Annotated in this window: 8 protein-coding genes and 1 riboswitch; of the genes, 4 read left to right on the top strand and 4 right to left on the bottom strand. The window is 61.5% G+C overall.

Annotation, left to right across the window (positions count from 1 at the left end):
- Nucleotides 1-21: 21 nt before the first annotated feature.
- The 3 genes from ACJO3M_RS13630 to cbiB form a co-directional block, all read right to left on the bottom strand.
- Nucleotides 22-1,980: a TonB-dependent receptor plug domain-containing protein gene (locus ACJO3M_RS13630; RefSeq protein ID WP_407001925.1), complete on the bottom strand. Its 1,959-nt coding sequence runs from the start codon at nucleotides 1,978-1,980 to the stop codon at nucleotides 22-24.
- Nucleotides 1,976-2,189: riboswitch (cobalamin riboswitch) on the bottom strand. (Overlaps the previous gene by 5 nt.)
- Before the next feature lie 11 nt (nucleotides 2,190-2,200).
- Complete coding sequence (cobD, locus tag ACJO3M_RS13625; RefSeq protein ID WP_407001924.1) at nucleotides 2,201-3,232, bottom strand: threonine-phosphate decarboxylase CobD; 1,032 nt, start codon at nucleotides 3,230-3,232, stop codon at nucleotides 2,201-2,203.
- The gene (gene cbiB / locus ACJO3M_RS13620) at nucleotides 3,229-4,161 is read right to left on the bottom strand and encodes an adenosylcobinamide-phosphate synthase CbiB (RefSeq protein ID WP_407001923.1); all 933 of its coding nucleotides are present in this window, start codon (nucleotides 4,159-4,161) and stop codon (nucleotides 3,229-3,231) included. The genes cobD and cbiB overlap by 4 nt, the downstream gene beginning before the upstream one ends.
- A gap of 293 nt (nucleotides 4,162-4,454) precedes the next feature.
- Here cbiB and cobT point away from each other — a divergent pair, with 293 nt between their 5' ends.
- A complete protein-coding gene (gene cobT, locus ACJO3M_RS13615) occupies nucleotides 4,455-5,510 on the top strand; it encodes a nicotinate-nucleotide--dimethylbenzimidazole phosphoribosyltransferase (protein WP_407001959.1) in 1,056 nt (351 codons plus the stop codon).
- Nucleotides 5,507-6,115 (top strand): histidine phosphatase family protein, encoded by a 609-nt coding sequence (locus tag ACJO3M_RS13610; RefSeq protein WP_407001922.1) that lies wholly within the window; start codon nucleotides 5,507-5,509, stop codon nucleotides 6,113-6,115. Before cobT ends, ACJO3M_RS13610 begins: the two co-directional genes overlap by 4 nt.
- A 6-nt stretch (nucleotides 6,116-6,121) precedes the next feature.
- Here ACJO3M_RS13610 and cobU read toward each other — a convergent pair whose 3' ends face one another.
- Nucleotides 6,122-6,655 carry a bifunctional adenosylcobinamide kinase/adenosylcobinamide-phosphate guanylyltransferase gene (gene cobU, locus ACJO3M_RS13605; RefSeq protein ID WP_407001920.1) on the bottom strand — a complete coding sequence of 178 codons (534 nt, stop codon included), beginning with the start codon at nucleotides 6,653-6,655 and terminating at the stop codon, nucleotides 6,122-6,124.
- Between the two features lie 197 nt (nucleotides 6,656-6,852).
- Between cobU and ACJO3M_RS13600 the strand changes: the two genes are divergently transcribed.
- Complete coding sequence (locus ACJO3M_RS13600) at nucleotides 6,853-9,327, top strand: hypothetical protein (protein ID WP_407001919.1); 2,475 nt, start codon at nucleotides 6,853-6,855, stop codon at nucleotides 9,325-9,327.
- 28 nt (nucleotides 9,328-9,355) lie between these two features.
- Complete coding sequence (locus ACJO3M_RS13595; protein WP_407001918.1) at nucleotides 9,356-12,355, top strand: parallel beta-helix domain-containing protein; 3,000 nt, start codon at nucleotides 9,356-9,358, stop codon at nucleotides 12,353-12,355.
- The last annotated feature ends 48 nt before the right edge of the window (nucleotides 12,356-12,403 follow it).

Genomic DNA, 12,403 nt, shown 5'->3' with positions numbered 1-12,403 from the left:
CCCTTGCCTCTCCGTGGTCGATCAGATGTCGTAGCGTATGGTCAGCATCGCGGTGCGACCGGCGGCTATGTATGAGCTTCCATCTGAACGCTCCGCTGTGGCGTATTCCCGGTCCAGCACATTGTCCACCGTCAGGTTGGTGGTCCAATGGCTGTCAATCTGCCATTTCGCCCGCAGGTCCCAGGTGGTGAAGCCAGCGATGCGGTTCTCATTCTCGGCATCGTCATAGCGATAGCCCTGCCCCTTCACGGTAGTACCCAGGGAAACCCGGCCAAAGGCCCGGTCCACATCCACCCGGAACTGCTTGCCGCTACGGCGACGAATGCGGTTGTCGGTCTCCTCGTCCCGGGGGTCGATTACTGAGGCGGCAGCCTGCACGGTCCATTCGTCCAGTTCCAGGCCAGCGCTGAGCTCGGCACCCCGGATACGCGCCTCGTTCACATTGAACGGTGCGAATCGTCCGTCCTTCATGGTGAACACAATCAGGTCATCGGCGTCAGTCTGATAAATGGCCGCATCCCAGTACCAGTAGGCGTACTGCCCGCCAATGCCCAGCTCCACGCTGCCGGCGGTTTCCGGCTGCAGGTCCGCGTTACCGAAACCAGGGAAGTAAAGATCGTTGAAGGTGGGGGCACGGAAGGACGTGCTGTAACTCACCCGGGCCCGATGGTTCCGATCCAGATCAATGCCCATGGCCACTGCGCCGGTTTCCTCGCGACCAAAGGCCTCGTTGTCGTCCGCCCGAAGGCTCAATTGAAAGTCCGTGGGGCCGAAATTCAGCAGGGCCTGACCAAAAATAGCGGCGTTGGTGCGGCTCGATTCGTCGTATTCCGTGGTGCTTTCGACCTCATCCACCAATAGCTCGCCCCCAACGATGTATTCGTGACGACCGATGCTGATCTGGTTCTCCCAGCGGGCGCTGCGGGTTTTGGTATCAAAGGTGCTGTTGCCGAAGGTATCGCGGTTATCCGATTCGTCGAGGGATTCCGCCAGCAGGATGCGGCTGCGCCAGTAGTCGCTGATGGGGGTGTCCAACCGGAAACCGAGGGTCTGGATGGCGAAGTCGGTATCACCGCCCTCGAATTCGGTATTGCCCTGGGCGCGCATGAGGACAATGCCAGCCTCACCGCCGGAGTCAAACTGGTGGGCGACGGATGCGAGGGCAGAGGTGTTTCGAAAACCTTTGTCTTCGCCGCCTTCCACGATCGCGGTGCCATCGGTTTCCAGATGGCTGGCGCTCAGGCTGTATTTCATGCTGCCTTCTGTACCGGCGGCCCCGGCAATATACTCCTGCGTGTTGAAATTGCCGCCACCGGCCTGAACCCAACCCTCATGACCGGTCGGCGCACTGTGGGTGAACGCCTGGATAACGCCGCCAACGGCATCGGCACCGTAAAGATTGCTGCGGGAGCCCCGCACAATTTCCACCCTCTCAATCATCTGCGGCGGGAAATACTGCCAGGCGGCACTGCCGCTGGTGGCCGAGCGCAGGCGCACGCCATCCACCATGAACACGGTGGATTCGCTGCCGGTACCCCGGGTGTACACACTGATGTTCTTGCCGAAAGAGCCATTGCTGGTGATGTCCAGGCCCGGCTGACCTACCAGCAGTTCCTCAAACGTCTGGGGCTGCAGGCGTTCGATGGCCTCCTGATCGATCACGGTAACAGAGGAATCGCTTTCGCCCCGGGTTTTTGGACCCAGGGTCGCGGTGACCACAATCGGGTCCAGCGTGGATTCGGAAGCTTCATCCCCCAGGGCGGGCTGGGCTGTGATCAACAGGGTTGCCGCAGACAGGGTAGCGGTCGATAGTGCGTACTTCATCTCAACGTCCTCATACTCGTGCACGCCCGCACGAATGGATTGGGTAATGACGTCGGGGCAGGCAATCGGGTAACGGGAGAAGAAGCAGGTGGTCGGGGAGCATCCAGGTCGGGTTGGAGTAGCCGGCACCTGCCACACTGTCGCCCACCGCAACATCTGGCAATTCCAGGCCGGTCTCCGGGCTTATGAGCGGTCTGCCTCAGACAGACCCGGGTGATCGCCTTCCCATACCCTCAGGGGGTACAGTGGCGCATTCGATCACCGTTAACTCAATTACCGTTGCGGGGGCAGCGCTGGACTCTCACCGGCTTCCCGTTTCACCCCTGTGTCGCTTTGCACGGGGCACCTGAAAAAGTGCGGGAAGGCTAGCAATCGGTTAACGATTGGTCAATGACATTCGGCAAGCCGCCAAAGCCTGCGACAGTCGTTCCCACTCCGCTTCGGAACCGGGCAGCCCAAACCGCAGAGCCGGCGGGTGATCGAACCGACGCACCAAGATGCCGTGCCTGGCCAGCCCATCCGTCAATTCCGCCGAGCGTGGGTGCTCAACATATCGAAATAAACGCGTACCGCTGGAGCCATGCAGCCCATAAGACGCCAGTAACCGCCCCAGCCGCTGACTGTCTGCCAACAATCGCTCGGCAGTCGAGGCCTGCCAGCGTTCATCCGCCATGGCCAGCCGCATCACGTAACGGGCGGGACCACTCACCGTCCAGGGACCAATCGTGCTTCGCAGGCGTTCAGCCAGTTCCGGCCCGGTCAGCACCGCGCCAGCCCGCACACCCGCCAGACCAAAGAACTTACCGAGAGAACGCAATACCACCAGGCCTTCCCGTCCGGTCGCAGACCCCAGGCTCAGCTCCGGACAGCCGTCAACAAACGCCTCATCGACGATCAGCCATCCGCCCCGGCGTTGCAGCCGCTGGTGCCAGCGCAGCAGACGCTCCGGTTCGACGGTCTCTCCGGTGGGATTGTTGGGGTTGATGCACACCAGCACATCCAGATCGTCCAGCCAGGATTCGTCCTCACCGGCCACCTGTGTCCAATCCAGGCTGACCACCTGATGCCCGGCACAGGACCAGCTATGACCGTGCTCCCGGTAGCCGGGGCTGGGAACACCGACACGGCACGAGGGGCGCAACCGGGGCAATGCCATGATTGCCTCCTGGCTGCCAGCCACCGGCACGCAGGCAGCGTCAGCGGGAGCGCCCGCCCACTGCCGCACCAAGGTTTCCAGGCCATCGTCCGGTTCCGGCAACCGCTGCCAGACCTCCGGCGGCAGATCCGGCACCGGCCAGCCATGGGGATTGATACCCGTAGACAGATCAAGCCACTGATCGCGGGGAATGCCGCAGCGTTTTGCCGCTGCATTGAGTCGTCCGCCATGTTCCGGTGGCGTCATGGTCATATCCCTACGCTCCACAGAAGGCCTGCCACGGCAAACAATGCAAGCACGCCAAGCCACAGCCAGACACCCAACCACACCAGGCGGAGCGCACCGTCCACTGTGTCCGCGCTGGCCGCCGGTCCCTGTCCCAGCACCGGTCGCTGTTTTACGCCATTCGCATAAGGCGAAGGGCCGCCCAATGACACCGCCAGGGCTCCGGCACCGGCGGCCATCACCGACCCGGCATTCGGGCTGTCCCACTGAGGGGCCTGGGTCCGCCAGCAACGCCAGGCCAGGCGGGTGTTGCCAAGCAAGGCATAGGTCAGTGCCGTCAGACGGGCGGGCACCCAATTCATGACATCATCCAAGCGGGCGGCCACCCGCCCGAAATACAGATAACGTTCATTGCGATAACCCCACATGGCATCCAGCGTGTTCACCATTCGGTGCAGCAATACCCCGGGAATGCCCGCCACCAGAAACCAGAACAAACTGGCAAACACCGCATCCGCCCCGTTTTCCAGCATCGACTCGCTTGCCGCCGCTGCCACGCCCTGTTCATCTAACGCACTCGCGTTACGGCTGACAATCCGGCCAACCTGTTCTCGTGCAAGCTCAAGGTCGCCGCTATGCAACGCATCCGACACCGCCCGACCATGCTCCATCAGCCCTCTGATCGACAGTGCAAGGTACAACACCAAAGTTTGCAGCAGCAGATACACCCATCCATTCAGCGTCCATCGCAATAGCTCGGCCACCATCAGCACTGGCAGCACCAGGATTAATACGCCCAGCAGCCCCCATGATATTGACCGACCTTTATGCATCGGCGACCGGTTCAACCACCGTTCCACCAATCCCACCAGACGTCCGAACCCTACCAGCGGATGCCAACGGCGAGGTTCGCCAAGCCAGCGATCCAGAAGCACAGCAATAAGGCAAACAATCATGGGGAATACCAAGGCGTTCAAATTGGCGGCATCTCTCTTAAATAGACAAACTTGGGAGCAAGGAATTGGTTGGGTAGGGCTCTCCAAAACACGCTGTGAATACATCCCTGTAAGCTCCGCTCCGCCATCCATGGCTCCGCAGGGTTTTGGAGAGCCCTACCCAACCAATTCCCCAGACTATGGGCGTTCTTGATCAGGCAGGAGTTTACCCGAGTCACCGTCGGCCTTGACACCTTTTCGAGTGGGGTAGACCATTCCCTGTTTTCATTGGCTAGGAATCATTCATGCCTTCTCTGCCTCCAAGCTGGACCCAGCAGCCACCGAAACCAGATACGCTCCGGATCCGACAAGCAACGGATCGCCAGCAGGTTCTAACCAAGCCACCGGGTTCTCTGGGGCAACTGGAACAACTGGCGGTACAACTGGCTGGTCTGCAGAGAGCTGAACAACCAACGGTGGATCCCGTACGAATCACCGTATTTGCCGGCGACCATGGCGTGTGCGAGGAAGGCGTGTCTGCGTTCCCGCAGGAAGTGACAGCACAGATGATCGGCAACTTCGCAGGCGGTGGCGCGGCCATCAGCGTGATGGCAAAACAGCTGGATGCGTCGCTGGAGGTAGTTAATCTGGGCACTGTGGGCGAGGTGCCAGTGTTACCCGGTGTCCGGGACGAACAGATCGCCCCGGCGACGGCCAACCTGGCGGTGACCAACGCGATGACCGAGGCCCAGGTGTGTGCCGCGCTGGCCAGTGGCGACGCGGCGGCCGAACGTGCCGCCAACGCCGGATGCCGGCTGTTTATTGGCGGCGACATGGGCATTGGTAATACCACCAGTGCCGCTGCCCTGGCCTGTGCTCTGCTGAACGAAGCTCCAGAACAACTGGTCGGTCCCGGAACAGGTTTGGACACGGCGGGGATTTCCCGCAAAAGTCAGGTGGTGGCCAGGGCACTGAAACGACACGGTGACAGCACCGATCCTTTGACAGTACTGACCTCTCTTGGCGGCTTTGAGATTGCCGCGCTGACCGGGGCGATTCTGGGTTGCGCGGCGCGGGGCATTCCGGTGCTGGTGGATGGTTATATTGTCTCGGTCGCGGCGCTGTTGGGCGTGCATCAGCAGCCCGCGCTGCGGGATTGGCTACTGTTCGCCCACCGCTCGGCGGAGCCCGGGCACGCCAGGGTTCTGGAAGCCCTGGATGCGAAGCCCCTGCTGGATCTCGGCATGCGCCTGGGCGAAGGCAGTGGCGCGGCAGTAGCCGTGCCCCTGCTGAGGGCCGCCTGCGCCCTGCACAACCACATGGCGAGTTTTGCCGATGCCGGCGTGACCAATAAGGACGTTGCGTTATGAACACCGGAATCACCACGATCATTGATCTGATCCGCCACGGCGAGCCCGCCGGTGGCCCGATGTTCCGGGGAAGTCAGGACGATCCACTCAGTGAAACGGGTTGGCAACAGATGCGTGGCGCCCTTTCAGAGAACGATACCTGGAGCCGTATCATTACCTCACCGCTGATGCGGTGCCGCGAGTTCGCTGAGCAATTGGCATCTGAACGGGGGATTCCCCTGGAGCAGGACGAACGCCTGCGGGAAATCAGTTTCGGAGCCTGGGAAGGCATGACCGCCGACACCATCCTCGCTGGCGCCCCGGAGGCGCTGGCCCGGTTCTGGCGCGACCCGGTCGCGCATCCGCCCCCCGGCGGCGAACCCATGGCGGAATTTCACGCCAGGGTCCGAGAGGCGTGGCATCACTGGTGTCGTGAAGCTGCAGGACAGCGTGTTCTGGTGGTGTGCCATGGTGGCGTGATCCGTATGATACTGGCCGAGGTTATGGGCATCCCCCTGACGCGCTCCTTCTCGGTCCTGGCGGTTCCCTATGCCTGCCGCAGCCGCGTACGCATTGATCATTCCGATCACGGCGTACTCAGCAGCCTGCAGAGCCACGGGGTCTGACGCCCGTTACTCCTCGAGCTCCTTTAACCACAGCGGCAGCCCGGCAACGCTCATCACTACCTGGTCACAGGTGGCCGCAAGCGCCTGGTTCAGCCAGCCCAGCTCATCGCAGAACCGGCGGGTCAGCGGGTCCATACCGATGGTGCCCAGCCCCACTTCGTTGCTGACAATGGCGACACTGCCGGGATAGCTCCGCAACGCCTCCAGAAACGCTTCGCGCTCGCGGTTGAAGGTCTCCTCGCCGGCAAACAGCAGATTGCTGACCCAAAGGCTCATGCAGTCGATCAACAGGAAAGGTGGAGAGGTCTCGCCCCTGTGGGTCTCCAGGACACTGGCAAGCCGCAGCGGTGCTTCCGCCAGCCCCCAGTGATCCGGGCGGCTGTCCACATGCCGTTTCACCCGCTGCGCCATTTCCTCATCCCCCACCGTGGCCGTGGCAACGTAGACCACCGCACCGCCGGATTCGGTGGCCAACTGCTCCGCCAGCGCGGTTTTTCCCGAGCGAATGCCTCCCATAACGAGAGTTCTTGATACGCCCATGCATGCTCCTTCGAATCCGTAGATGTGATCAAAAAATGGCCCAATGTGACGCAGTTCACATTTATTCAATATGCTACAAACTATCACGTTATCCCGGAGAAGGGTCTTTCCGGGCGACCACAACAATAATTGAAATGCCTCAACAATAAAAAACGATTTGCCGGGCAACCGGTAATGACGACGAATGAGAGGTTCACATGAACAATAAGAAACGCCCCATGCGTACAGCATGGGCATTGGCTGGCGCGCTATTGATCACCGGATGTGGCGGCGACTCCGGTGGCAGCGACGATGCCAACCCAGCCCAGGGACCATCGACATCCCCCGAAGATTCAACCGTCGCTTCCGATCAGGATACCTTCCGGGAAGCCCCCACTCTTGACCGCTACAGTTTCGCCAACGGCTGCTACACCCTGGAAGCCGAAGGCAACTACCTGAGCGCCGACCCTCAAACTGGCCACTACTCTGTCACCACAGACGCCACTCAGGCCACACCGTTCCGGCTGCGCCCGACCCGACTCGGGGCCTACCTGTTGATGTCCGGGTATCAGCGCAACAGCGGGGAAACCGGCCAGTTCGAACTGCTGGGCATCAGCGATCCCGCCGGCGAATTTCTGGATGAGGCCGGTAACTTTATCGGCGAGATCAGTTACCTGGTCGCCGGGCTGGGCGACACCACGAACCTGGTGCTCGACCCAGTTTCTCCGCTGGGTGACGCGCTCCGCGCCATTGGTGAAAGCCTGGAATTCACCGGCGACCAGATCGGAGACACCACCGTGAATCCCGCCCTGGCGATGGTAGCCGAGCCCAGCGATCTGGCGGTATGGCAACTTCAGCGCCAGGGAGAGGAGCAACAATACACCCTGGCGTCCGATGTCACCGGCCTGATGCTGTCCGCCCGGGATGACGGGCTCGCACTGGTCTCCCCCTCGGCCATTGATAAGTCCGGCAGCTTTTCCCTCACGGAAGCCTCCGGCTGCGACACCTACCCGGAAGCGGAACTGAACGCGGAAATTCTCGATTCGCAGGGGCCTGCGACCTATCTCAAAGAGGTGGACCGTTTCCGGAATGTGAAAGGCATCGACAAGGACGATGTCTTCGGTTTTGTCGACACCCATTCCCACATCTCGGCCTATGAATTCATCGGCGGACGGGTCAATTACGGCGCTCCCTTTCACCGCTTCGGGGTGACTCACGCGCTGCACGACTGTGAAGCCGTCCATGGCCCCTGGGGCGCGACCGGCTTTGTGGAGCTGGCCACCAGCGGTATCGGCCTGCACGACACCCAGGGCTGGCCCACGTTCAATGACTGGCCCAGGTACAACTCCCTGCAACACCACCAGAGTTACTACCGCTGGATGGAGCGAGCCCACCTGGCGGGCATGAAAATCCTGGTGAACCACCTGGTGCACAACGAGATTCTCTGTCGCATCAACCCGCAGAAAGAGAACGACTGTGACCCCATGGAATCCATCCTGCTGCAGATTCAGCGCATGTACGAGATGCAGGACTACATCGATGCCCAGCATGGCGGCCCGGGCGCAGGCTGGTTCCAGATCGTCACCAGCCCGGCTCAGGCCCGTGAGGTGATCGATAACGGCAAACTGGCCGTGGTGCTCGGCATTGAGATGTCGAAGGTCTTCAAGTGCGGCGAATTCCTCGGCGTGGCCGAATGCACCCGGGAGGAGATCGTGGAACGGCTGGATCAGTTCTACCAATTGGGGGTCCGTAACATCTTCCCGGTTCACAAGTTCGACAACGCCTTTGGCGGGCACCTGCCGGACCTGTCCACCGGCATTGGTATCGGCCCCATTCTCTATGCCGGGAATATGCTGGAAACCGGTCACCCGGTGGAGTTCGAGCAGTGCCCCGAGAACGTGGAATACACCGGAGGCGAGCCTGACCAGAACGCCGACCTGCAGCCTTTCGGCCTGTTCGATCAGTTGCTGTACCAGATGGACTACCTGGGCGAGCGTTTTCCGGAAACCCCGGAGGAAATGGCGGCACTCGATCCGCGCCGTGGCACCGATCAGCTCTGTAACCGGCGCGGTCTGAGCGATCTTGGCGACTTCCTGATCGAGGAACTGGTGCGCCGCAAGATGATGATCGAAACCGACCACATCAGCCGCAAGGCCGCCGCGCGGATCCTGGAGATTACCCGGCCGCTGGACTACCCGGTGATCAACAGCCACGGCAGCTGGGGCGGCACCGAAGCGCTGCGGGATCGTATCGCGGCCCAGGGCGGCATTACCGCCTCTTTTGGCGGCACCCGTGAAGACTGGGTACGCAAATTGACCCGGGATGGCAATCGTCCGCGCCATGACGATCTCAAGGTCGGCCCGTTCGGTGGCGCCGGCTTCGCTTCGGACGTCAACGGCATAGCACAGCTGGCGGCCAATCCGGGCACCACCGAGGACGAAGCCAGCCTTTACCCGTTTACCTCCATCGACGGGCGAGTCCGCTTCGATGTGCAACGCACCGGGGATCGGGAATTCAGCCTCTACGATGGCCGCGGCGTGGCCCATTACGGCCTGTACCCGGACCAGATCGAAGACATGATCCGCAACAGCGATGCCGATCCCCAGCAGATTGATGACGCCGTCAACCAGCTGTTCACTTCCGCCGAAGCCTATCTGCGGATGTGGGAACGGATTGAACGCGCGCCGCTTTAAAAACAACAAAAAGAACAAGGACAGAGCCATGACATCTACAACACCTCAAAACCACAGACGCCCCTGGCGCTCCGCCCTGATTCCCCTGGCGACGGCCACGCTGCTGCTTGCCGGCTGTCTCGGCGGCAGCGGCGGATCGTCGGATTCGGCATCAGCCAGCGACGGTTCCGGCAACAACGTGGCCGGGGACCAGGTTGACCGCTTCAGCGATGGTCGCACCTTCCGGGTAGAACCCGGCCCGGATGCCACCCACGACATGGTCAACGCCATGATCCAGCTCCGCCCCGGCGACACCCTGGCGTTCGGCTGTGGCTTTATCGAACTGAACCACGGCCTGCTGATTCAGGCCACCGAAGATGTGCTGATCAAGGGGTGTGGCAAAGACAGCACCGTGCTGTCCTTCCGCGACAGCGATAACGTCACCGGTCTGGAGGCCCTCAACGTGCGCGGTATTACCGTGCAGGATCTGACCATTGCCGACTCACCGGGGGACGCTTTCAAACTCAAGGGCGTGAAATGGGGCACGCTGCTCAACGTGCGCGCCATCTGGTCCGGCGGTGGCGACCCCATCACCGCCAGTAACTACACGGATCGGCTGCACGTGCAGTGCACCAATCCGCCGCTAAACGAAGGCGACCCGACACCGGATTACATCCCCAGCTCCGCCAGCGGTCGCTACGGCATCTACCCGGTGGAGTCCGAGAACATCCTGGTGGATAACTCCGAATCCGTAGGCGCGTCCGATGCCGGCATCTACGTCGGCCAGACCAACACCGCCATCATCCGCAACAGTCGCGCCGTGTATAACGTCATGGGCTTCGAGATCGAGAACGTCCAGGGTGGTGAGTACGACAACAACCTCGCCGAGTGCAACACCGGCGGCTTCCTGATCTACGACCTGGAGAACATCACCCAGTACGGCGACACCTCGGTGATGCTCAACAACCTGGCCCGCAATAACAACACCTACAACTTTGCCCACAGCGGCCTGGTGTCCGCCGTGCCCCGGGGCACCGGCTTCATCACCCTGGGCTATGACAACATCGAAGTATTCAACAACACCTTCGAGGACCACAGCACCGCAGCAGTGATCTATACCAGCTACGAGCTGATCGACGGCAAGGACAAAACCTCGGACAAGAAACTGGACCCGTACACCGAAGGTCTTCATATCCATAACAACGTGATGCGGAATTCCGGTTACGACCTGCCGCCGCCCAACTTTGAAAAGGTGCTGCTGGAAGGCCAGGTGGAAACGGTGCTGCCCACCCTGATCGGCCTGAAAAACATCACCAACCCCGGCAAGGGCGCCCACATCATCTGGGACGGCCTGCTGGATGATCTGGACGAGGACTGCCCCTACCCGGTGGACGCCAACGGTGATCCCGTCCCGGCGGATGAGAACGGCAAACCGATCCACACCAATGAGCACCCGAACCCGTCGTGCCACTACAACGTCTACAAGTTCAACGCCAACGGCGAGCGCAAGCTGCCTCAGTGGGGCTCGTGCTTCCACGATAACGATTTGGCCGCGGACAGCCAGGCCTACATGAACTTCCACGGCACCCAGGGGCTGGAACTGGTACTGGCGGCGGCTGAACAGGACCCCAGCATTCTCACTCTCGAAGGCCTGCAATCGGTGCTGGAAGGGCTGACAGGCGTCGTTGCCGACACCGACAAGTCGGTTCACGACTGCCAGGCTCGCTTTGGCAAGGTACTGCCGTCGCTGCCCCGGGTGGACATCCCGCCGTTCGAACCCAGCGGTGCCATCGATCCGGCCCCCAGCGAGGAATACGTCAACCGGCTCTGCAGCAAACGCGGCAAGCCGGGCAGCGTCAACCGGGATGCCCTGGAAGTGAACTGCCCGACGCTGGACCAGTACAACCTGTTTGCCGATCCTCACGATCCCCGCAGCACACCCAATGACGGCGGCGTGCCGTTCGTGCTCAACAGCAAGCTGTTCTCCGACTACGCCACTAAATACCGGGTCGCCTTCGTGCCGCCGGGCACCAAAGCGGTCTACGTGGATGGTCAGGGCGGCAGCAACGTCAATGGCAGCATCCACTTCCCCACCGGTACCGTGATTGCCAAGACCTTCGCCTTTACCGATGAGAGCGAGGGCACCGAAGAACTGGTGGAAACCCGCCTGCTGATCAAACGGGTCAGCGAGAGTGGCAAGGCGTTCTGGGATGGCCCTACGTACATCTGGGAGGAAGACAGAGAAAGTAAACCCGTGGCGAAACTCGCCCTGGGCGGCGGTACCCGCGCGGTGAGCTGGCATTACCAGGATCAGATTACCGGCGAGCTGATGGCGGGCAGCACGGAGAACTACGCCATTCCCAACGCCAACCAGTGCATCACCTGCCACAGCAACGATGACGTGGAATCCGGCAGCGCCCCCATTGGCCCGAAACCCCGCAACCTGAACCGGGCTTATGCACCGGAATCTGCCTTCATGGGCAGCAGCGGTCAGGGTGGTTTCCCCCGGGTCAATCAGCTGAAATATTGGCAGGATCAGGGCATTCTCACCAATGTGCCGGACCTGCAGATTGATGGTCGCGGCATTGCCACCAACATCGAACGCCTGCCCCACTGGAATCTGGCCGGTGACAGTGGCGAAACCGCTGGGTCCGACGCCGATGTGGAAGCCCGCCTGCGAGCCTACCTGGAGGTGAACTGCCAGCACTGCCATAACGACCGCGGCGCCGCGTCCAACACCGGGTATTACCTGGACCACTACCGTGACGTCGACGCCGGCTACGGCATCTGCAAGAAACCCACTGCCACCGGCGGCGGTTCCTGCGGTCGCCAGCACATCGTAGTGCCGGGCGACGCTGACAGTTCCATCGTCTCCTGCCGCGTCACCGACAGCAGCGATCCCCAGCGGCGCATGCCACCCATCGCCCGCAGCGTCACCCACATGGAAGGCGTGGAGCTGATCAATTACTGGATCAACAACGTGGTGGACAGTGACTACGCCAATGGCGATGCCTGCAGCAACGGCAGTATCTTTCAGTCGCTGAACTGAGCGCGCCGGGGCAGTCTGGAATGGCTGCCCCGGTTCTCATCCGGCTTT

The organism is Marinobacter alkalisoli (genome assembly GCF_045449795.1).
Classification (GTDB): Bacteria; Pseudomonadota; Gammaproteobacteria; order Pseudomonadales; family Oleiphilaceae; genus Marinobacter.
Note: the sequence above shows the minus strand (reverse complement) of the source record. Positions and strands in the feature narration are given on the sequence as shown.

What these genes read in the sequence shown, in the direction of transcription:
- cobU (WP_407001920.1), bottom strand. Translation starts at nt 6,655, where the DNA reads ATGGGCGTATCAAGAACTCTCGTTATGGGAGGCATTCGCTCGGGAAAA.
- ACJO3M_RS13630 (WP_407001925.1), bottom strand. Translation starts at nt 1,980, where the DNA reads ATGTTGCGGTGGGCGACAGTGTGGCAGGTGCCGGCTACTCCAACCCGA.
- cbiB (WP_407001923.1), bottom strand. Translation starts at nt 4,161, where the DNA reads ATGATTGTTTGCCTTATTGCTGTGCTTCTGGATCGCTGGCTTGGCGAA.
- cobD (WP_407001924.1), bottom strand. Translation starts at nt 3,232, where the DNA reads ATGACCATGACGCCACCGGAACATGGCGGACGACTCAATGCAGCGGCA.
- ACJO3M_RS13600 (WP_407001919.1), top strand. Translation starts at nt 6,853, where the DNA reads ATGAACAATAAGAAACGCCCCATGCGTACAGCATGGGCATTGGCTGGC.
- ACJO3M_RS13610 (WP_407001922.1), top strand. Translation starts at nt 5,507, where the DNA reads ATGAACACCGGAATCACCACGATCATTGATCTGATCCGCCACGGCGAG.
- ACJO3M_RS13595 (WP_407001918.1), top strand. Translation starts at nt 9,356, where the DNA reads ATGACATCTACAACACCTCAAAACCACAGACGCCCCTGGCGCTCCGCC.